22 protein-coding genes are annotated in these 20,055 nt (G+C 75.6%); 12 read left to right on the top strand and 10 right to left on the bottom strand.

The features are described 5' to 3' along the window. Window positions 1-637: 637 nt before the first annotated feature. Together ABT048_RS02530 and ABT048_RS02535 are read left to right on the top strand one after the other, a co-directional pair. Window positions 638-763 carry a hypothetical protein gene (locus tag ABT048_RS02530; RefSeq protein ID WP_350519450.1) on the top strand — a complete coding sequence of 42 codons (126 nt, stop codon included), beginning with the start codon at window positions 638-640 and terminating at the stop codon, window positions 761-763. Window positions 764-1,340: 577 nt separating this feature from the next. Then, window positions 1,341-1,967 carry a hypothetical protein gene (locus tag ABT048_RS02535; protein ID WP_350519451.1) on the top strand — a complete coding sequence of 209 codons (627 nt, stop codon included), beginning with the start codon at window positions 1,341-1,343 and terminating at the stop codon, window positions 1,965-1,967. 262 nt (window positions 1,968-2,229) lie between these two features. On the opposite strand, the gene ABT048_RS02540 is transcribed toward ABT048_RS02535, so the two are convergent. Together ABT048_RS02540 and ABT048_RS02545 are read right to left on the bottom strand one after the other, a co-directional pair. Beyond that, complete coding sequence (locus ABT048_RS02540) at window positions 2,230-2,895, bottom strand: flavin reductase family protein (RefSeq protein WP_350519452.1); 666 nt, start codon at window positions 2,893-2,895, stop codon at window positions 2,230-2,232. Window positions 2,896-3,048: 153 nt separating this feature from the next. Beyond that, window positions 3,049-3,669, bottom strand: a complete 621-nt coding sequence (locus ABT048_RS02545) for a carbonic anhydrase (protein WP_350519602.1) — start codon at window positions 3,667-3,669, stop codon at window positions 3,049-3,051. Window positions 3,670-4,055: 386 nt separating this feature from the next. Between ABT048_RS02545 and ABT048_RS02550 the strand changes: the two genes are divergently transcribed. Both ABT048_RS02550 and ABT048_RS02555 read left to right on the top strand, forming a co-directional pair. Then, window positions 4,056-5,552 (top strand): bifunctional phosphatase PAP2/diacylglycerol kinase family protein, encoded by a 1,497-nt coding sequence (locus tag ABT048_RS02550; RefSeq protein ID WP_350519453.1) that lies wholly within the window; start codon window positions 4,056-4,058, stop codon window positions 5,550-5,552. Between the two features lie 125 nt (window positions 5,553-5,677). After that, window positions 5,678-6,994, top strand: coding sequence for a cryptochrome/photolyase family protein (locus ABT048_RS02555; protein ID WP_350519454.1), 1,317 nt, complete (start codon window positions 5,678-5,680; stop codon window positions 6,992-6,994). A 201-nt stretch (window positions 6,995-7,195) separates the two neighbouring features. Here the strand turns inward: ABT048_RS02555 and ABT048_RS02560 are convergent, their stop codons facing one another. Together ABT048_RS02560 and ABT048_RS02565 are read right to left on the bottom strand one after the other, a co-directional pair. Then, the gene (locus ABT048_RS02560; protein WP_350519603.1) at window positions 7,196-7,936 is read right to left on the bottom strand and encodes an SDR family NAD(P)-dependent oxidoreductase; all 741 of its coding nucleotides are present in this window, start codon (window positions 7,934-7,936) and stop codon (window positions 7,196-7,198) included. Window positions 7,937-8,055: 119 nt separating this feature from the next. Continuing rightward, window positions 8,056-9,219 carry a PP2C family protein-serine/threonine phosphatase gene (locus ABT048_RS02565; protein ID WP_350519455.1) on the bottom strand — a complete coding sequence of 388 codons (1,164 nt, stop codon included), beginning with the start codon at window positions 9,217-9,219 and terminating at the stop codon, window positions 8,056-8,058. Between the two features lie 308 nt (window positions 9,220-9,527). On the opposite strand from ABT048_RS02565, the gene ABT048_RS02570 reads away from it, so the two are divergent. Then, window positions 9,528-9,908: a helix-turn-helix transcriptional regulator gene (locus ABT048_RS02570; protein WP_350519604.1), complete on the top strand. Its 381-nt coding sequence runs from the start codon at window positions 9,528-9,530 to the stop codon at window positions 9,906-9,908. 4 nt (window positions 9,909-9,912) lie between these two features. Further along, window positions 9,913-10,329 carry a VOC family protein gene (locus ABT048_RS02575; RefSeq protein WP_350519456.1) on the top strand — a complete coding sequence of 139 codons (417 nt, stop codon included), beginning with the start codon at window positions 9,913-9,915 and terminating at the stop codon, window positions 10,327-10,329. 136 nt (window positions 10,330-10,465) lie between these two features. Here ABT048_RS02575 and ABT048_RS02580 read toward each other — a convergent pair whose 3' ends face one another. The 3 genes from ABT048_RS02580 to ABT048_RS02590 form a co-directional block, all read right to left on the bottom strand. Then, a complete protein-coding gene (locus ABT048_RS02580) occupies window positions 10,466-10,726 on the bottom strand; it encodes a hypothetical protein (RefSeq protein WP_350519457.1) in 261 nt (86 codons plus the stop codon). Next, the gene (locus ABT048_RS02585) at window positions 10,726-11,499 is read right to left on the bottom strand and encodes a MerR family transcriptional regulator (protein WP_350519458.1); all 774 of its coding nucleotides are present in this window, start codon (window positions 11,497-11,499) and stop codon (window positions 10,726-10,728) included. Before ABT048_RS02585 ends, ABT048_RS02580 begins: the two co-directional genes overlap by 1 nt. A gap of 107 nt (window positions 11,500-11,606) precedes the next feature. Further along, complete coding sequence (locus ABT048_RS02590; RefSeq protein WP_350519459.1) at window positions 11,607-12,869, bottom strand: FAD-dependent monooxygenase; 1,263 nt, start codon at window positions 12,867-12,869, stop codon at window positions 11,607-11,609. Between the two features lie 231 nt (window positions 12,870-13,100). On the opposite strand from ABT048_RS02590, the gene ABT048_RS02595 reads away from it, so the two are divergent. After that, a complete protein-coding gene (locus ABT048_RS02595) occupies window positions 13,101-13,493 on the top strand; it encodes a RidA family protein (RefSeq protein WP_350519460.1) in 393 nt (130 codons plus the stop codon). Between the two features lie 118 nt (window positions 13,494-13,611). Here the strand turns inward: ABT048_RS02595 and ABT048_RS02600 are convergent, their stop codons facing one another. Continuing rightward, the gene (locus tag ABT048_RS02600; RefSeq protein WP_350519461.1) at window positions 13,612-14,397 is read right to left on the bottom strand and encodes an NAD(P)-dependent oxidoreductase; all 786 of its coding nucleotides are present in this window, start codon (window positions 14,395-14,397) and stop codon (window positions 13,612-13,614) included. 65 nt (window positions 14,398-14,462) lie between these two features. On the opposite strand from ABT048_RS02600, the gene ABT048_RS02605 reads away from it, so the two are divergent. Continuing rightward, entirely contained in the window at window positions 14,463-15,359 is an 897-nt protein-coding gene (locus ABT048_RS02605) for a LysR family transcriptional regulator (RefSeq protein ID WP_350519462.1), read from the top strand. A gap of 89 nt (window positions 15,360-15,448) precedes the next feature. Here ABT048_RS02605 and ABT048_RS02610 read toward each other — a convergent pair whose 3' ends face one another. After that, window positions 15,449-16,990: an alpha/beta hydrolase gene (locus ABT048_RS02610; protein ID WP_350519463.1), complete on the bottom strand. Its 1,542-nt coding sequence runs from the start codon at window positions 16,988-16,990 to the stop codon at window positions 15,449-15,451. A gap of 212 nt (window positions 16,991-17,202) precedes the next feature. Here ABT048_RS02610 and ABT048_RS02615 point away from each other — a divergent pair, with 212 nt between their 5' ends. Both ABT048_RS02615 and ABT048_RS02620 read left to right on the top strand, forming a co-directional pair. After that, window positions 17,203-18,129, top strand: a complete 927-nt coding sequence (locus ABT048_RS02615; RefSeq protein ID WP_350519464.1) for a hypothetical protein — start codon at window positions 17,203-17,205, stop codon at window positions 18,127-18,129. A 102-nt stretch (window positions 18,130-18,231) separates the two neighbouring features. Continuing rightward, window positions 18,232-18,549, top strand: a complete 318-nt coding sequence (locus ABT048_RS02620; protein ID WP_350519465.1) for an Imm51 family immunity protein — start codon at window positions 18,232-18,234, stop codon at window positions 18,547-18,549. Between the two features lie 99 nt (window positions 18,550-18,648). Here ABT048_RS02620 and ABT048_RS02625 read toward each other — a convergent pair whose 3' ends face one another. Further along, window positions 18,649-19,029 (bottom strand): VOC family protein, encoded by a 381-nt coding sequence (locus ABT048_RS02625; protein ID WP_350519466.1) that lies wholly within the window; start codon window positions 19,027-19,029, stop codon window positions 18,649-18,651. A 177-nt stretch (window positions 19,030-19,206) separates the two neighbouring features. Between ABT048_RS02625 and ABT048_RS02630 the strand changes: the two genes are divergently transcribed. Then, complete coding sequence (locus tag ABT048_RS02630) at window positions 19,207-19,668, top strand: MarR family winged helix-turn-helix transcriptional regulator (RefSeq protein ID WP_350519467.1); 462 nt, start codon at window positions 19,207-19,209, stop codon at window positions 19,666-19,668. Window positions 19,669-19,807: 139 nt separating this feature from the next. Beyond that, a complete protein-coding gene (locus tag ABT048_RS02635; RefSeq protein ID WP_350519468.1) occupies window positions 19,808-20,053 on the top strand; it encodes a hypothetical protein in 246 nt (81 codons plus the stop codon). Window positions 20,054-20,055 lie beyond the last annotated feature (2 nt).

Genomic DNA, 20,055 nt, shown 5'->3' on the forward strand with positions numbered 1-20,055 from the left:
GCGCCCCTGGGGCGGGGTCCGTCGTCGGGAGCGGCTGCCCTCGCGCGCGCTCGGTGTGGCCTGTGGGTATTGGAAGCAGCCCGCGCAGGAAGTCGGCAGGGTCGACTTTTGGTGCCGTGGCTGGGGTGGCTGTGTGTGTACGGGCTTGCTGCTCCCGGGGGCAGCTGTCTGCGGGTGTTCGACGTGGCTGGCATGGGAAGTCGGGCGGGCCGACTTCTGGTGGCTGCCTGGGGGTGCTTGCGTGGGAAGTCGAGTGGGTCGACTTTCTGTGCAGGCGGTGGTGCTGGTTGATGCCCGGGTGGGGGAGCACCAGAAGTCGGCCTGGTCGACTTCTGTGGGGCAGTCCTCTGGGTGGGGTTTCGCGGGGGAGCGGAGTTGTGCAGGGGCTTTTGGGGTGGCTGGGGCTCGGGTGGGGAGCGCGAGAAGTCGGGCGGGTCGACTTCTGGGGTGGGCGGGGGACCGGGGGCGAGGGTGGAGCGGGCGGATTCGCTTGAGCCGGTATCTGACGAACTATCAGATGATCAAGGAATCGGGGTAGATTGCTGTCGGTCGCCCCCGTGGCGGTGCGCCTCCCCTCCCGCAATCCTGGCCCGGGTCGTCCGGCCCGGGTGTCGTGCGGAGGTGAGAGGAGACCGGGATGGAAGGCGACGAGCCGGTCCGAACGCGGACGTCGGAGAAGGTCGGGCGGTGGCTGCGGCGCAATGCCGGGGTCATCGCGGCCCTGGCGGCGGCGGTCGGGACGGTGATCACGGCGGTGAAGTAGGGCCGGTGCCCTGCCGAGGCGCCGGGCGGGGCCCGAAGGGGCGCCGGGTTTCCGGTCCCGGGCCAGTCCCGTCCGAGGTGAAGGCCCCCGACCAGTCGCAGTGGTCGGGGGCCGTTCGCTCTCACGGTAGCGCACCGGGGCGCGTCGCGGAGGCGGGCCGGGCCGCCAAGTACCGTACGGGCCAAGGCGCGTGTGTCGCGCGGCCGCCCCCCGCGGGGTCGCGAGCGCCGCGTCGGCGGGTGGACCCGGGGGCCGGGACCGCCAGCGGCACGATCGGATGAAGGCGGCCCCGGCCCCGGGTACGGTTCCGTACGGGCGGGGCATCGACCGCGGTGCCCGTACAGCTGCGGTCGGGTGCCATTCGACAACTTCAACAGGACTTGAAGTCAAGCGGGGTCCTCGCGCAGCCCGTCCCCGGGCCGCCCGTCCCCGCCGTCCCCGGCCGCCCCCGCAGTCCGTCCCCGGCCCGCCCCCGCGCGGCGGCGCCACCCCGGCGCGGGGTAGCCTCGCTCACGGCGTGGGCCTGCGGACGGGCACGGACGAGGCGGGCACGAACGAGGCAGACAGGGGCGGTCGGATGGCGGAGCAGCAGCGCGGCTACTGGCGGGTGTCGGACGGTGTGGTGGTCGGCGCCACCCAGGCGCACATCGTGTGGACCAGAGCCGCCTACCCGGCCCTGGTGGAGGTGGCAAGCCGCTACCACGCGGTGATCACCTACGCGGAGCTGGCCGAGGCGGTCCAGGAGGCGTCCGGCGTGCGCACCCGGGTCAACCAGCGGCACTGGATCGGCAAGGTGCTGTCGCTGGTGATCCTGGAGGCGCACCGGCGCGGGGATCCGCCGCTGACCTCCCTGGTGGTGAATGCGGCGGACGGCAAGGTCGGCGCCGGCTACCAGGAGGTGCTGGCGGTCGCCGGGCAGCCGCCGCTGGCCGACGAGATGGACCGCGAGCAGCACGCGGCCGCCGCCCGTCTGGCCTGCTACCGGCACTTCGGCGCGGACCTGCCCGCCGACGGCGGCACCCCCGCCCTGGCCCCGCGCCTGCGCGCCTCGGTGCAGCGCAAGGCCACCTCCTCCTCCGCCACCGCGACCAGCACCACCGTCGCCGCGGCCGCGCCGCGCCCGCCGGCGATCTGTCCGACCTGCTTCCTGGAGCTGCCGGCAACGCGGGTGTGCGACTCCTGCGGGGAGACCATCGCCCCGTGAGGCCGTGAGGCCGTGAGGCCGTGAGCGGTGCGCCCGGCAGTCGGGGCCGGGGCGATCGGGTGTCGGCTGCCTCGGCGGACGTCGTCCCGTGACCGGCCCCGGTGTCGGGAGTCGGCTCCGGGGCCCGAGGCCGTCGCGAGAACGGCGTGACACTCCCGGAGCCCTGCCGGAGGGGCCGAGGGCGAACCGTTTCCCCTTGGAAGCTGCCCGGACGTCGGCGCGGTCCCGGTGCCCGGCGCGGCAGCACGGGACCGAGCGGCCGTCACACGGCGGTGGCGGCCGGCGTCCGGCCGGGCAGTCGACCGGGCAGCCGGCCGGGCATCTGCCAGCCCTCGGCGAGGCGGGAGGGGGCCAGCCGCCGACCGTCGCCGAAGAACTCGCAGAACTTCATGATCAGCGGGTCCCAGCCGACCGGGTCGACGTAGTGGCCGCTGCCCGGCACGATCAGCTGCTCCTCGACGTGGGCGCGCACCACCTTCACCTCGAAGGCGGTGCACCGCTCGTTTCCCGCCAGCGGCGTCGCCGCCTCCAGCCGGCACTCCAGCTGCACCGGGCACTCGGCGGCGCGCGGCGCCCGGACCAGTTCGCCCGCCAGCTCCGTCATCCCGGCCGCCTCGAACTTGCGCCGCTCGTGGCGGTAGCCCTGCTCCCGCCGCATCTCGGAGATGTGCGGGTTGGCCGTCAGCAGCGCGAGGGCGTCCACGGCGTCGACCTGCGCCGAGGAGGGCAGGTTGAGCACGCACTCGCCCTCGCGCCGCAGGTTGGCGGAGGTCTGGGAGGCGTTGCCCAGGCCCAGCATGCAGGACTGCCCCAGCCACCACGCCGAGGAGATCGGCGCGAGGTTGGCGCTGCCGTCCTCGTTGCGCGAGCCGATCAGCACCACCGGGGTGCCGAAGTACAGAACCTTGAGGTCGATGACCTTGTGCACGGGATTGCCGTCCTCGGGATGGGGAACCGTTGTCGATCACCGACTCTGCCCCCGCCCGTACGGGGGCGCTGGCGGTGATCGGACATCCAGTTCCCGCAGGTCACACCGGCCCTGCCGGTCACACAGGTCCCGAGGACGGCGCTCCGCAGCGCGTCAGGCGACCGGCCCGCGGGCGGCCACCTGACGGGCCTGGCCGTCGTGCAGCCGGTAGGACAGGCCCACCACGGCCACCGAGCCCTCGGCGACCTTGGAGGCGAGCAGCTGGGAACGCTCCACCAGCAGGTCCACGGTCTGGCGGATGTGCTCGTCCACGATCGCGTCCCGGTCCTCGATGCCCGCCGCCTTGGCGGACAGCACGCTCGGGGTCACCCGCTCCACCACGTCCCGCACGAAGCCGCCCGGCAGCTGCCCCTGCTCCAGGGAGTCCAGCGCCGCCGCCACCGCACCGCAGGAGTCGTGCCCCAGCACGACCACCAGCGGGCACTCCAGCACGCTCACGCCGTACTCGATGCTGCCCAGCGCCTCCGCGCCGGTGACGTGCCCGGCGGTGCGCACCACGAACAGGTCGCCCAGGCCCTGGTCGAAGATGATCTCGGCGGCCAGGCGGGAGTCCGAGCAGCCGAACAGCACCGCGAAGGGCCGCTGCGCCGGGGCGAGCGCGGCGCGGCGCCCGGCGTCCTGGTTGGGGTGCTCGGGACTGCCCGCGACGAACCGGGCATTGCCCTCCAGCAGCACCCGCAGGGCCTCGCCGGGGTCGGATATCGGGTCGGACATCGGGTCGGACATCGGTGTGGGGATCATGCCAGCACCCTAGATCGCCGCAGGTGGGCCCCGCAGCCGGGGGTGACGGGTCTCACTGGGGCACGGCGCCCGCCGCCCGGTGCTGCGACACGCCGTCACCCGCCCTGCTGCGCCGGCGCCCGTGCCGTCCTAGGCTCGCCGGACGGAGCAATGACGGAGCAATGGGGGACGAAGCGGCCGGGCCGGAGCGGACAGGGGTGGGGCACATGTGGACGAAGCGCAACGGAGCGTCACAGGTCCGAGCGTTGCGGGTCGGAGCGTCACGGGTCCGAGCGTTACGGGCCGGAGCGTCACGGGTCGGAGCGGCCCGCCCGGCAGCGGATCGACCGGCGGCGGCCCGCCTGGCGGCGGCCCGGTCGGTGGCAGCCCGGCTGGACACCCTCGACCGCGCCCTGTTCGACCGGATCGCTGCCGCGCCGCTGCCCGGCACCCGCTCCTGGCCGCGCCTCCTGAGCCGGGCCGCCGACCACGGCCTGCTGTGGACGGGCACCGCCGCGCTCCTCGGCGCCGTCGGCGGACGCACCGGGCGGCGTGCCGCGCTGCGCGGCCTCGGCGCGCTCGCCCTCGCCTCCGCCACCGCCAACACCGTCGCCAAGCACGCCACCCGGCGCCCCCGCCCACTGCTGGACTCCGTCCCGCACGCGCGCCGGCTGCTGCGCCAGCCCGTCACCACCTCCTTCCCGTCCGGTCACTCCGCCTCCGCGGCCGCCTTCGCCACCGGTGTGGCGATCGAGTCCCCGCTGCTGGGCGCGGCCGTCGCGCCGCTCGCCGCCGCGGTGGCGTTCTCCCGCGTCCACACCGGCGTGCACTACCCCGGCGACGTGCTGGCGGGCACGGCCCTGGGTGCGGCGGCGGCCGCCGCCACCCTGCACTGGTGGCCTCGCTCCTCCACCGCGCCGGCACCGGCCGCCCCCGCCCGACGCCCGGCCCCCGCCCTGCCGCGCGGACGGGGACTGTCGGTCGTGGTCAACGCGGGCTCCGGCAACGGCTCCCCGATCGCCCCCGGGCCCGAGGACACGGCCGAGACGCTGCGCACCCTGCTGCCCGAGGCGGACGTGCGGGTGTGCGGGCCCGGGGACGACCTGACCGAACTGCTGACCGGGGCCGCCGACCGAGCCGCCCGGGCCGGCGGCGCGCTCGGGGTGTGCGGCGGCGACGGCAGCGTCAACCTGGCCGCCGCCCTCGCCGTCGAACGCGCCGTGCCGCTGGCGGTCTTCCCCGGCGGCACCCTCAACCACTTCGCCCTCGACCTCGGCACCGCCACCCACCAGGACACCGCCGAGGCCGTCGAGTCCGGCAACGCCGTCGGCGTCGACCTCGCCCTGGCCACCGACGGCACCGGACAGCGAGTCTTCGTCAACACCTTCAGCCTCGGCATCTACCCCGAACTCGTCCACCAGCGCGAGAAGTTGGAGAAGCGCCTCGGCAAGTGGCCGGCCCTCGCCGTCGCCCTCGCCACCCTCCTGCCCACGGCCGAACCCGTCACCGTCCACGCCGACGGCCGCACCCACCGGCTGTGGCTGCTGTTCGCCGGCAACGGCGTCTACGAACCGGCCGGCGTCGCCCCCACCCGCCGCGCCGCCCTGGCCGACGGCCGGCTCGACGTCCGGGTCGTCGACGGCGCCGCGCCCCTCGCCCGCACCCGCCTGGTCGCCGCCCTCCTGACCGGCACCCTGCACCGCTCCCGGGTCTACCGCACCGCCCACCTGCGCGCCCTGCACCTGGACTCCCTCGGCGACGCCGACCGCATCGCCGTCGACGGCGAATCCGTCCCCGCCCGCGGAACCCTGCGACTGTCCAAGGCCCACGCCGCGCTCACCGTCTACCGGCCGCAGGGCCCCCAATCCGTTTCCTGAACCGCTCCGAACCACCGGGGAACCGTCCGCCCGACCGCCCCTGCCGCCCTGCCGCCGCCTTGCCGCCCCCGCCCCCGCCTGCCGCCCCGCCGCCCGCCCTTCCAGACACACCGTACGAGGCCCCGATGAGCACCGCCGTCGTCCTGTTCACCCAGGACCTGCGCCTGCACGACAACCCCGCCCTGCACGCCGCCCGCACCGGCGCCGACCGGGTCCTGCCGCTGTTCGTCCTCGACCCCGCCGTCGACAAGGCCGACTTCGCCCCGCCCAACCGGCGCGCCTTCCTCGCCGACTGCCTCGCCGACCTCGACCGGGCCCTGCGCGCGGCCGGCTCCCGCCTGGTCCTGCGACACGGCGACCCCGCCGAACAGACCGCCCGCGTCGCCGCCGAATGCGACGCCACCGCCGTCCACACCGCCGCCGGCGTCTCCGCCTTCGCCACCCGCCGCGAAGCCGCCCTGCGCCGGGCCCTGGGGGAGCGGCTGCACCTCCACGACGGCCTCACCGTCGTCCCCGCCGGCACCCTCACCCCGGCCGGACGCGACCACTACGCCGTCTTCACCCCCTACCTGCGCGCCTGGCAGCAGGCCCCGCACCGCCCCGTCCTGCCCGCCCCGCGCACCCTCGCCACCCCCGACCAGCCGCACGGCGACCCGCTGCCCACCGCCCCCGCCGGCACCTCCCCGGGCCTGCCGCCCGGCGGCGAACGCGCCGCCCGGCGACGGCTGCGCGCCTGGAACCCGGCCGACTACGACCACCTGCACGACGACCTCGCCGCCGACGCCACCTCCCGCCTCTCGCCCTACCTGCACTTCGGCTGCCTGTCCGCCACCGAACTCGCCCGGCACGCCGCCGCACACGGCGGACCCGGCGCCGACGCCCTGGTCCGCCAACTCGCCTGGCGCGACTTCCACCACCAGGTCCTGGCCGCCCGCCCCGACGCCGCCCACACCGACTACCGCCCCCGCGACACCCGCTGGCACCACGACGAACAGGAACGGCAGGCCTGGCGCGACGGCCGCACCGGCTACCCGATCGTCGACGCCGGCATGCGCCAACTCGCCCACGAAGGCTGGATGCACAACCGCGCCCGCCTGATCACCGCCTCCTTCCTCACCAAGACCCTGCGCCACGACTGGCGCCCCGGCGCCGCCCACTTCCTCCACCTCCTCGTCGACGGCGACCTCGCCAACAACCAGCTCAACTGGCAGTGGATCGCCGGCACCGGCAACGACACCCGCCCCAACCGCGTCCTCAACCCCCTGCGCCAGGCCGAGCGCTACGACCCCGACGGCACCTACGTACGCCGCTGGCTGCCCGAACTCGCCCACCTCCCCGGCCGGGCCGTCCACCAGCCCTGGACGTGGGACGGGCCGCTCGACTACCCCGACCCCCTGGTGCCCCCGGACGCCCTGACGGCCCGTATGCGGGGGACGGGGTGACGGCTGCCCGGCCGTGCCGTGCGGCGGCCCCGGAAGCGGGGCGGTAGGCGGGGCGGGTGCCGGGCCCGGGCGGGGCAGGGGGCGGGGGCGGGGGCCGGGGCTGGGCTCGGCACGGCAGCCGTGCGGCTGCCGTGCCCCGGGTGCCCGCCCGGCTCCGGCCGACCGGGCCCTCCCCTGTGGGGTCCGGTCGGCCGGGCCGGCTCAGGCGGTGTAGCCGCCGTCGACGGCGAGGGCGGTGCCGGTGACGTAGCGCCCGCCGGGGCCGGCCAGGAAGGCGACGGCGGCGGCGACGTCCTCGGCCCGGCCGTAGTGGCCCAGGGCGGTGAGGGAGCGCTGGAAGTCGGCGCTGTCGCCGTCGGCCGGGTTCATGTCGGTGTCGATCGGGCCCGGGTCCACGACGGTCGCGGTGATGCCGCGCGGGCCGAGCTCGCGCGCCAGGGCCCTGGTCATCCCGGTCAGGGCGGTCTTGGCCGTGGCCTGCAGGACGAAGTTCGCGCCCGGCACCCGCCCGCTGAAGCACGAACCGATGCTGATGATCCGCCCGCCCTCGCCCATGTGCCGGGCGGCGGCCTGGGCGGCCAGGAACACCGAACGGACGTCCACCGCCAGCACCCGGTCCAGGTCCTCGGCCGTGACCTCCTCCAACGGCCCGTAGGCGAGGAAGCCCGCGTTGTTCACCAGGATGTCCAGGCCGCCGAGCTGCGCCACCGTCTGCTCCACCGCCCGCGCCGCCGCGTCCGGCCGGGCCAGGTCCGCCCGGACGACCACGGCCCGCCCGCCGTCCGCCTCGATCCGCTCCGCGACGGCGCGGGCCTCCTCCTGCGCCCGCACGTACGTCAGCGCCACCGCCGCGCCCCGCTCCGCCAGCCGCCTGGCGATCGCCGCGCCGATCCCGCGGCTGCCGCCGGTCACCAGCGCCACCTTGCCGGTCAGCTCGCCCATGGTCTCCTCCTCCGTCGCCGGTGTGTTCGTCACACCGGGACGGTAGGAGCTGACACGGGTGTCAGGTTCAAGCCACGTCGTTGCCGCTACGCCGCCGGGCCGCCGGACCGGCCGCGCCGCTACGCCGTGGCCGCACCGCGCAGGGCCAGGACCGTGACGTCATCACGGCTGCGCCCGCCGCTCCAGCGCCGGGCCCGCAGGTCGAGGGCCCCGGGCAGGGCCTCGGCCGGGGTGGCGGCGAGATCGGCCAGGCCCTGCTCGACCGGGTAGAACGTGCCGGAGGCGTCCTGCGCCTCGGTGATGCCGTCGGTGAGCAGCACCAGCACCCCGTCGGCGGGCACCACGACCCGCCGGACCGTACGCGGCTGCGCCCCGCCGGTCAGCTCCGCGAGCGAGGCCAGGCCCAGCGGGATCCCGGTCGGCAGCGCGACGGGCTCCACCCGGCCGTCGGCGCGCAGCAGGTAGGGGGCGAGGTGGCCGCAGTTGACGGCCTGCAGCTCGGTGCCAGCTCTGACCCCAGCCGTACCGCCCGCGCCGCCGCCGTCCGGGGCCGTGCCGCCGTCCGGGGCCGTGCCCAGGACGGTCGCGGTGACGAAACGTTCCTGCTCCCCGCTCTGCACCACGTACGCGTTGTGCCGCTCCACCGCCGCCTCCAGGGCGTCGGCGACCGCGGTCAGCTCCGCCTCGCGGAAGGCCGCCTCCCGGAAGGCGCTCAGCACCGCGAAGCCCGTACCGATCGCGGGCAGGCCCTTGCCCTGCACGTCGCCCACCAGCACCCGGGTGCCGTGCGGGGTCTCGGCGATGTCGTACAGGTCGCCGCCCACCATGGCGTCCTCCTCCACCGGCCGGTACAGCCCGTCCAGGCGCACGTCCGCCGTGGTCACCGGCAGCGGACGCAGCAACTGGCGCTGCAGCGCCACCGCGCTCTGGCGCATCCGCGACAGCTCCCGCTCGCGCCGCACCCGCCGCGCGCACAGCCCGATCACGGCGGCCTCCGCGCCGACCACCGCCACCAGGGTGCCCACCCGCGCCTCCAGGTCCGGCGGCGGGAACAGCACCGTGCTCACCCCCACCACCGCGGCCACCCACACCGAGACGGCCACCGTCTGCGCCACCGTGCCCCGGCCCGCCAGGAACGCGGGCAGGAACACCAGCAGCAGCACCAGCCGGGCGCTGCTGCCGCTGGCCGCCTGCCCGAGCAGCACGACGGCGGTGGCGGCCAGCACGCCCAGCACCACCGCCCGGTTGCCGGGCGCGCGCGGGACGGTTCCGTCGCTCTCCACCCCGCCACCCTCTCCGTCGTCCGTCTCGCCCGGCCGTCCCCCCAGGGTGGGCGGCACGGCGGCGCGGGCGCCAACGGGCCGCGCCGGACGGGGGAAGCCGGCGGAACCCGCAGCCGGACCGGGGAAAGCCGGGGAAAGCCGGGGGAGTGTCGGGGAAAGCCGGGGGAGTGTCGGCGGCGGTGGGTACGGTGGCTGGTGTGTCCACCCCCGAACCCCGCGAGCCCGGTACGAGCCGCGCGCCCGCCGCCGGCCGCGCCACCCGCGTACCCCTGGCCGACCTCGTCCGGCTGCGCCAGGCCCGCGACCGGATGGACCGCGACTACGACCAGCCCCTCGACGTGCCCGCGCTCGCCCGCACCGCGCTGATGTCCTCCGGCCACTTCTCGCGCAGCTTCCGCACCGCCTACGGCGAGACCCCGTACAGCTACCTCATGACCCGCCGGATCGAACGGGCCAAGGCACTGCTGCGGCGCGGGGACCTCAGCGTCACCGAGGTGTGCATGGCGGTCGGCTGTACCTCGCTGGGCTCCTTCAGCACCCGCTTCACCGAACTCGTCGGCGAGAGCCCCAGCGCCTACCGCGCCCGCGACCACGGCGACGGCGCCGCGATCCCCGCCTGCGTCGCCAAGATCCGCACCCGCCCGGTCCGGCGTACGGGGACCAAGGACGGGCCCTCTCCCGTAGCGTGACGCCATGAGCATCGAACTCGCCCAGTGCTTCATCGCCGTCGACGACCACGACCGGGCCCTCGCCTTCTACCGCGACGTCCTCGGCTTCGAGGTCCGCAACGACGTCGGCTTCGAGGGCATGCGCTGGGTCACCGTCGGCTCGCCCGACCAGCCCGGCGTCGAGATCGTCCTGGAACCCCCGCTGGCCGACCCGCACGCCTCCGAGGACGACCGCCAGGCCGCCGCCGAACTCCTCGCCAAGGGCCTGCTGCGCGGCGTCATCTTCCGCACCGACGACTGCGACGCCACCTTCGAACGCATCCGCGCCGCCGGCGCCGAAGTCCTCCAGGAACCCATGGACCAGCCCTACGGCGTCCGCGACTGCGCCTTCCGCGACCCCTCGGGCAACATGCTCCGCTTCAACCAGCCGCACACGAAGTAACCCGGCGCGCCCCGGCCTTCCGCCGGCGCCCACCGCCCTGCCCGCCCCGGTGTCCCCGGGGCGGGCAGGGCAGCGGTGGCCCCGGGCGGGCCCGGTCCGGTCCACCCCCGTGGGGCCGGGCCGGGGCCGCCCGGGGTCACGGGGTGAGCAGGCAGGCCCGGACCACCAGTGCGGCGGTGATGGCGGGCAGGGCCGGCCAGGGCAGGAGGCCGGCCGTGGCGGCGAGGGTGGCCGGGGAGAGGACGGGCAGGGCGGCGGCCAGGTGGAGGCGCAGCTGCACGTGGTGGGGCAGCCGGTCCGGGCCGGCGGGGTCCGCGGGCGCGGGGTCGGCGGGGTCCGCGGGCGCGGGGTCGGCGGGGTCCGCGGGCGTGGGGTCGGCGGGCGGGGTGGCGGTCATCATGAGCTCCGGCGGGCCTGGTCGAGGTAGGTGCGCAGCGGCGCCCAGGCGTCGGCCGGGGCGTCGGGGACGCCGGACATCGCGGCGGGTTCCTCGCGCCAGGCGGTGCGGACGGCGGCCGCGAGGGTGGTGTCGCCGCCGCTGAAGAGGCGGGAGAGTTCGTCGAGGCGCCCGGCGATGCGGCGGACCCGGGGGTCGGTGGGTTCGACCCCGGCGGTGCGCAGGGCCTCGGCGCTGCGGTAGAGCTGGGGCCATTCGACCTCCAGCAGGTAGTGGGCGGCGGGGCCGAGGGCGGCGGCGTGGTCGGCGAGGGCGTGGACCTGGTCGTCGTCGAGGTGGCGGTGCAGGACCTCCTGGGCGGCGGGGCCGGTGGGTCCGGTGGCGCCGACGGCCTGGACCAGGCGCAGCAGGTCGGCGGTGTCGGGGGTGCGTTCGGCGGTGAGTTCGGTGTGCACGTGGGCGAGGCGTTCGCGCAGCGCCTGCAGGGCGGCGAGGGAGGCCTCGGTGGCGGCCAGGTGCTCGCCCACCAGCCGGACGGGGTCGATGCCGGCGTCCAGGCAGGTGGCGATGGTGTCCAGGCCCAGGCCCAGGCGGCGCAGGGCGAGGATCTGGTAGAGGCGGACGACGTCCGGCTCGGTGTAGGCGCGGTGGCCGGAGGAGGTGCGCAGGGAGGGGCTGAGCAGGCCGATGCCGTCCCAGTGGTGCAGGGTGCGTACGGTCAGGCCGCTGGCCTCGGCGAGGGGGCCGACCTTCCACGTCTGTTCGGTGGTCATGGCACGAGCATTCCTCCTGACGTCGCGTGAGGTGCAAGCCCCCCCGTGCAAGCCCCCCGTGCAAGCCCGGTGTCCTTTCAGGCCGCGGCGGTGCGGGCCCCGGTGTTTCAGGCCGCGGCGGTGCGGGCCGGCAGCGGGTAGTCGGGTAGGTCGATGGCGTCGGCCTTGGTGAACTGGGCGGCGAGCAGGTTGCGCAGCGGTCGGCGGCTCATCCAGCGCATGGAGGCGGCGCGCAGGCGGATCATGAGGGCGCTGTCGGGGGCGTAGCCGCTCAGGCCGCCGGGCGGCAGTTCCTGGGCCCGGGCGACGTAGGGGCGCATCAGCTCCTCGTAGCGGGCGAAGGCGGTGCGGAAGTCGCCGTCGTCGGCGGCGAGTTCGCCGGCGAGCAGGTAGGCGCCGACGAGGGCGAGGCTGGTGCCGAGGCCGGTGAGGGGGCTGGGGCTGTAGCCGGCGTCGCCGAGCAGGACGACGCGGCCGCGGCTGTAGTGGTCGAGGCGGATCTGGCCGAAGGAGTCGAAGGCGAAGTCCTCGGCGGTGCGCATTCCGGCGAGCAGCCGGTCCACCTCCCAGCCGGCGCCGGCGAAGCGGTCGGCGAGCAGGCGCTTGAGGGCGGCGCTGTCGCGGCGGTCGTACGTCAGCGGGGCGGAGCGGAAGCCGAGGGAGGCCTTGACCTCGCCGGGCAGCCGGCCCGGGCGGGCGCCGGCGACCAGGCCGCCGGGGGCGTTGTACATCAGGAACCAGCTGTCGAGGTCGCGGGCGAGCGCGGGGTCGTGGACGGTGAACCAGGCGTGGTAGCCGCCGAGCGGGTGGTAGTGGCTGCCGTCGCCGTTGCCGTTGCTGTTGCTGTTGCTGGGGCCGTCGGGGGCTTCGAAGGCGAGGCGGCGTACGGCGGAGTGCAGGCCGTCCGCGCCGACGACCAGGGCGAAGCGGCGGGCGGGGGCGTTCTCGAAGGTGACGGTGACGCCGTGGGCGTCCTCGGCGAGTGCGGTGACGGTGTCGTCCCACAGGTACTCGACGCCGTCGGTGGCCTCCCGGAGCACGTCGGCGAGGTCGCCGCGCAGGATCTCGACCTCGGAGACGATGCCCTCGCCCTCGAACAGCTCGACGGGGATCCGGGCGGTCCGGCGCCCTCGCCGGTCGACCAGGGCGACGCCGCGCTGGTCGACGCACAGCGCGCGGACGCGTTCCGTCAGGCCCATCCGCTCGACGACGGTGCGCGCGGCGCCGCGCAGGTCGACGGCCTGCCCGCCGGGGCGCGGGCCGGGGGCGCGCTCGACGACGGTGGGGTTGAAGCCGTGGCGGCGCAGCCAGTGGGCGAGGGCGGGCCCGGCGATGCCGCCGCCGGAGACGAGGATGTCGGTGTTGTCCATGGAGGGGCTTCCCGTCGGTGCGTGCGTACGGTGGTGTCCGATGCCGACGAATGTACGCCGTACGCATGGGCTCAACAAGCCCTGTACTGCGGGAACTTGGCTTTGGTGTACTAGTGCAGTAGGGCACCCGGGGCCCGGTTCCGGCGGGCTGTGGCGCCCGGCTCCGGCATCCGCGCAGGCCGGAGGCCGTCAAGGACGGCCGCAGGTGCACTAGTGCGGCACGATGGCGGCATGGAGAACACTCGACAGATGGTCAGTTCCGGCTCCCCCCTCGAACCGCGGATCGGCTTCTCCCGGGCCGTGCGCAAGGGCCCGTACGTCGCGGTCGCGGGCACCGCCCCGCTCGGCGAGAACGGCACCACGGTGGGGCAGGGCGACGTCCACGCCCAGACCGCCCGCTGCCTGGACATCGCCGAAGCCGCCCTCAAGGAGGCCGGCGCCTCGCTCCGGGACGTCGTGCGCACCCGCATCATGCTCACCGACATCACGCGCTGGAAGGAGGCCGCCCGCGCCCACGGCGAACGCTTCGCGACGATCCGCCCGGCCTGCACCTTCGTGGAGGTCTCGCGCTTCCTCGACGAGCAGTGGCTGGTCGAGATCGAGGTCGACGCGGTCATCGGCTGAAGGCGGGGCGGGGCCCGGGGAGGCCAGGGCTCCCGGCCGGGGAGGGCGGGCCGGGCCTCCCGGCCGGTGGCGGGGTGCGGACCCGCCACCGGCCGTACGGCGCCCGGGACTTCGGGCCCTACCCCCGCCGCAGGGCGCCCACCACCGCCGACAGGTCCTCCTCGGCGATCGACGGGTCCGCCAGCAGCACCTCCCGGGCCGCCGCCAGGACCGGGCCGCCGCCCGCCAGGGCCAGGTCCTTCGCGGCCAGGCGCACCGGGAAGTCCGAGTCCGTGCTGTGCGCCCGGGCCACCACCCCCGCGAGCGGCCCGGCCGCCAGCACCTCCCGCGCCACCTCCGGTGGCACGCCCAACTCCCCGGCCACCGCCAGCACTTCGCCGACCACCGTGACCGAGGCCACGATCGCGCCGATCGCCACCACCTTCAGCGCCGCACCCGCCCCCGGGCCGCCGCAGCGCCGCACCCGCCCCAGCTGCTCCAGGACGGGCTGCGCGCGGTCGAGGTCGGCGTCCTCGCCGCCCGCGAGGACGGTCAGGCCGCCGGTGGCCGCCGGGCCCACACTGCCGAGCACCGGGGCGTCCACCAGGGCGACGCCGTCCGGGAGTTGCTCGCGCAGGCCGGCGGTGGCGGCCGGGCCGATCGAGGACATGTCGATCCACAGCGTGCCCGGCGTCAGCTCCGGCGTGAAGCGCCCGGCCACCTCGGCGACCGCCGCCGGGTCGGAGAGCATGGTGACGACGACGTCCGCGCCCCGCACCGCCTCCGCCGGGGTGGCGGCCTCGGTGAGGCCTCCGGCGCGGCCGGGGGAGCGGTTCCAGACGGTCAACGGGTGGCCGGCGGCGGCGAGGCGACGGGCCATCGGCAGGCCCATGCGGCCCAGCCCCAGAAAGGCGATCTTCTCCATGGCCACCACGCTAGGCAGCCCCGAGTCAGGCGACAAGCGAATGTCCGGCATGGTAACCATGCGGAATGGACATGGCTTGGCTGGACGTCTTCCGCACCGTCGCACACCTCGGCTCCTTCACCGCCGCCGGAGAGCGGCTGGGCTTCACCCAGTCCGCGATCTCCCGCCAGATCGCCACCCTGGAAAGCGAGTTGGGCACCCCGCTGTTCGACCGCCTGGCCCGCGGCGTACGGCTGACCGAGCACGGCCGCGCCCTGCTGCCGCACGCCGAAGCCATGCTCGAACGCCTCGACACCACCCGGCGCGACCTCGCCGCACTCACCGAACTCACCGCCGGACAGCTGCGGGTGGGCGCCTTCGACAGCGCCAACGCGGCCCTCGTCCCCGGCGCGCTCGCCGCCTTCCGCACCGCGCACCCCCAGGTGGCGATCAGCCTCACCGAAGGCCTCTCCGCCCACCTGCTGGAACTACTCGGCGACGGCACGATCGACCTGGCCGTCGTCGCCTCCTACGACCAGGACGCCTACGACGCGGACCAGTTCGACGTGCGGCCGCTGCTGGAGGACCCGGTGCTGGTCGCCCTGCCACGCGGACACCGCCTGGCCGGCCGGCGCCGCCTGCGGCTGGCCGAACTCGCCGACGAACCCTGGATCGCCGCCCGCCGCCACGCCGAGACCACCCTCCTCGCCGCCTGCCTGCGCAGCGGCTTCCAGCCCCGGATCGAGTACGCGGTCGCCGCCTGGACGGCCAAACTCGGCCTGGTCGCCGCCGGCCTGGGCCCCACCCTGATCCCCTCGCTGGCCGCCCGCGCCGCCCGCCCCGACATCGCCCTCATCCCGCTCCACCCCGACGACACCCCCGTCCGGCACGTCCACACGGTGACGCGCCGCGGGCAGCGGGTGGCGCCGGCGGTGGCGGCGTTCGCGGGGTTCCTGCGGGAGGGGGCGGGGGCGGGGGAGTAGGGGTGGTGGAGGGTAGGGGGTGGTGGGGGTGCGGTCCGGCACGTCCGCACGGTGACCCGCCGCGGGCAGCGGGTGGACGCCGCCGACGCTCAGCAGACGGCGTCCGCCGGCGGCAGCGCGCCCGTCGACAGGTAGGTGTCGACGGCCCGGGCGGCGCAGGGGCTGTAGCCGGTGAGGTAGACGGTGTGGACGCGGCCGGGGACGGTGAGCAGGCGGGAGGCGGGCATGCGGGCGTGGAGGGCGAGGGCGCCCTGGTAGGGGGCGTGGGTGTCGCCGGTGGCGTGCAACTGCAGGGCGGGGACGGCGGGGTGGACGTCGACGGGCGGCTCCGCCGGGGTGCGGCGCCAGGAGGCGCACGGGGTGGGGGAGTTGTAGACCGGGCCGAAGACGGGCTGGGTGGGGCGGGCGCGTTCGACGGCGTCGCGGTACCACTGCGGTGAGTGCGGCACGGTGACGTCGTCGCACAGGATGCCGATCGCGGCCGCGAGGTCGGCGCCGGCCTCCGGACTCGGGGTGAGGACGGCGGACAGCAGTTCGTGCAGGAGCGGGCCCGCCTGCACCGGCTTGCCGTCGGCGGCGTCGAGGAGGCGGCGCAGCACGTCCGCGTAGTCGGCGTCGTCGCGGTCGTCGCCCTGGCAGACGGCGAGCAGGAAGGGCAGCATCCGGTCGTCGAGGAGGAAGCCGTCGATGGCGATCGGCGCCGCCTGTGCCCGGCGGACCAGGCCCTCGACGGTGGCCCGGACGGCCGCCGGCGTGGCGCCCAGGCCGTACGTGGCGTGGCGCGGGGCGGCCCAGGCGGCGAAGTCGTCCAGGGCGCGTTCGTTGGCGCCGCCCATGTCCTGGAACAGCCGGACGCCGTAGCGGGCCGGGTCTGGGGTGCTGTCGAGGACGAGGCGGTCGACGCGCCCGGGGTACAGCTGCGCGTACACGGCGCCCAGCAGTGCGCCGTAGGACTGGCCGAAGAAGGAGGTCCGCTGCTCGCCGAGGGCGGCGCGCAGCACGTCGACGTCGCGGGCGGTGTTGCGGGTGGTCAGGTGGGGCAGGAGGTCGGGGTAGCGGGCCCAGCAGGCGTCGGCGTCGGCCTCGGCGAGGGTCCAGGCCTGCTCGAAGCCGGCCCGGTCGGTGCCCACCGAGCGCAGCCAACTGCCCCTGGTGAGGCCGCAGTCGAGGCCTCCGCTGGCGCCGACCCCGCGGGGGTCCATGCCGATGATGTCGTACGCGGCGGCCGTCGCGGGCGCCATCGCGGCCCGGACCGCCACGGGCATGTCCAGTCCGCGGTTGCCGGGGCCGCCCGGGTTGGTCTGCAGGATGCCGCGGCGCGCGGCCGGGTCGGCGGCCCTGATCCGGGAGACGGCGAGGGACAGTGTGCGGCCCCGCGGCTCGCGGTAGTCCAGCGGGACGGTCAGGCTCGCGCACTCGGCGCCGGCGGCGGCCAGTTGCCCGTCCTGGCAGGCGGCCCAGGCGAGCGGCTGGCGGCGGTAGCTCTCCAGCGGGTCGGCGGAGGCGGACGCGGGGGAGGACGCGGCCTCGGAGGAGGAGGCGGACGCCGGCGCGGCGAGGCCGACGACGGCGGTCGCGGACAGGGCGAGTGCGGCGGCGAGGGTGGCGGCGAGAGCCGGTACGGGCTTCATGTCGCCCACACTAGGCGGCAGTTGGCGAACCTCAGGCTCGGCCCCGCCCGCCCGGCGGGCGGGGAGGAAGGCCAGCCCGGCCGCGACGCCCACGGCCGCCATGACCGGCAGGCGGACCCCCGGGCAGGCGCGCCGGGCAGCCGCGCCAGGTTCGAGCCGTACGGCCGATTCGTTCAAGACCGCCGGGCCGTTCCCGGCCTACCGTCGTAGGCATGACCTGGGTGAACGACAGCATGCTCGAACGCGCCGGCCGGTACCTGTGGACCTCGGGACGCGTCCTGGAACAGCGGCGCTTCGCCTTCCACTTCGGCGCCGGCCCCGCCGCGGAGGGCCCCGCCGGGCTGCTCGCCGCCCTGGACGCCTACGCCACCGCCGACGGCGGCTACGCCTTCGGCCTCGAACCCGACGTCCGCGGCCCCGCCCCCCAGCCCATCGCGGTGCCCGCCGCCCTGCGGGTGCTGCAGGAGGCCGGCGCCCTGCACGGCGAACGGGCCCGGCGGATCTGCGACTGGCTGAGCGCCCACAGCAGCGCCGAGGGCGGCGTGCCCGCCGTCCTGCCCACCCTGCGCCCCTACCCGCACCCGCCGTTCCTGCCCGTCCCCGACGACCCCGCCGCCGACCTGCTGGCCACCGGACAGATCGCCGCCCCGCTGCTGCACGCCGGCATCGACCACCCCTGGGTGACGGCCGCCGCCGACTTCTGCCGCCGCGCCGTCGAACGGCTGGAGCACACCCACCCGTACGAGGCCGGCGCCGCCGTCACCTTCCTCGCCGCCGCCCCGGACCGCGACTGGGCCCGCCGCCAGGCCCGCCGCCTGGGCGAGCTGGTCCGCGGGCAGCGCATCGTCCTGCTCGACCCCGACCACCCCGAACAGGCCCGCACCGCCCCCGGCTACGCCCTGGGCGAGCACCACCTGCCGCACGACTACGCGCCCACCCCGGACAGCCCGGCCCGGCCCTGGTTCACCGACGCCGAGCTGCACCGCGGCCTGGCACACCTGGCCGCCCAGCAGCAGGACGACGGCGGCTGGCCGATCCGCTGGGCCCGCTGGTCGCCCACCATCGAGACCCAGGCCCGCCCCGGCGTCACCCTCGCCGCCCTGCTCACCCTGCGCGCCTACGACCGCGCCGCCGGGTAGGGCCCGAGCCGAGCAGGGCCCCGGGGCCGGGAGCGGTGAGCGATCGGGCGAGCGCTTCGGGAGGTCGGGCGGCTCGTGCACCGGGCGTGAGAGGATCGCGTCGTGACCACCCGCCTGCATGACATCGCCGGCGAGTACTCGTTGACGTTGGATGCCGGCGGCCTGGCTGCCGATGCCGCAGTAGCTGCCGCCGGGCACGAGCCGAACGGGTACTTCTGGGAAGGTCTCGTGCAGTTCGCCTGGCCTGACATCGCCGAGCGCCTGGAATTCGACAGCGAGGCCGGCATGTTCTGCGCGGTGGGTGGTCCGAGCGACCTCGCGCGGCTCAAGGCCGCCGTCGAATCCGTCATCGCCGACCCCGAAGCGGTGCGCGACCTCATCGCCCGTGCAGAGGCTTCGGGCTTCGAGTTCGACGACTGACACCGTGACCCCGCCGGGTCGGGCGAGGTCACGGCGTCAGTCGGTCAGTCGGTCAGTCGGTCAGTCGGTCAGTCGGTCGGTCAGTCGGTCCGGCGGGCGTTACAGCGGGGCCAGGCGGGTCCTGAGCAGGCAGAACTCGTTGCCCTCCGGGTCCATCAGGACGTGCCAGTGCTCGTCCCCGGTCTGGCCGATGTCGGCCGGGCGGGCACCGAGCTTCAGCAGGCGCTCCAGCTCGGCGTCCTGATCGCGATCGGTGGCGTTGACGTCGATGTGCAGCCGGGACTTGCCCGGCTCCGGCGCGTCCCGGCGGCTGAGGAAGAGCGTCGGCTGCGCACCGCCGAAGCCCTCGCGCGGCCCGATCTCCATCGAGCCGTCGTCCTCGCGGCCGAGCACGACGAAGTCCAGGACCTCGCACCAGAACCGCGCCAGCACCTCGGGTTCGCGGCAACCCAGCACGAGCTCACTGATCCGACACGCCATGTAGACAACCTGCTTTCGGTACGACATCGAGAACGGCTCGGCGACCGTACCGGACACGGCTGACCAGCGGCGACCCGATTTCCGGGCCCGCCCGCATTGACCTCAAGGAGGCTTGAAGTCCTACGGTCGGTCGCATCCTGACGATCCATGACCGGACGCGTGGAAGGACCGCGGAACATGACGATCAAGACGTACGCACCGGAGGTCATCGCCACCCAGCCCATCGGGGCGTGGAGCGGCGAGGCCTACCGCCGGGTGGTCGGCGGCCTGCGCGAGCAGCTGGCCGTGGAGGGCCTCACCCAGCCGCACTGGTGGACGCTCAACCACGTCGCCGGCAGGCCCGGCGGCTGGCACCGGACCACCCTGATCGAACGGCTCACCCCCTACGACGACCAGGACACCGCCTTCGACGCCGTCCTCGACGACCTGATCGCCCGCGGCTGGCTGACCGAGGACGCCGACACCGCCCTCACCCTCACCGACGACGGCGAAGCCGCCCGCCTGCGCGCCCGCGAACGCAACCTGCGCATCCACGAACGCACCCACGAGGGCATCGCCCCCGAGGACTTCGTGACCACCATCAACGTGCTGCGCCGCATGGTGGCCAACCTGGGCGGCAACGGGAACCTCCCCGACTGAACCGCTCCCCGACGCTCCCCGACTCTCCCCGGCCGGCCGCTCTCCGGCGGAGATCGTTTGCTGACGGAGGGTCAAATGCTGGACGTGGCGGGCACCCTGAGGAGTGAGACCGTGCCCGACCGTCCAGGGGGAGACCACCATGGGGCTGATCCACGCATGGCGCATGCAGAAGCTCGTCGCGGACGCCAGGACCGCGTTCAACGAGGGCGACGCCACCTTCGTCGCCGTCCTGGACATCGACTTCCGCCACCCCGGCGCGACGATGAAGAAGATCCGCAAGGAGCTCGACGTGATGATCCGCAACGTGGAGGCGGTCGGCTGGCAGTGCGTCGGCGTCCAGCCGTTCCTCTCCTCCGTCGAGATCGGCTTCATCCGCAGGAACTGAGC

Source organism: Kitasatospora sp. NPDC096140 (genome assembly GCF_040303045.1).
In the GTDB taxonomy this organism is placed as follows: domain Bacteria; phylum Actinomycetota; class Actinomycetes; order Streptomycetales; family Streptomycetaceae; genus Kitasatospora.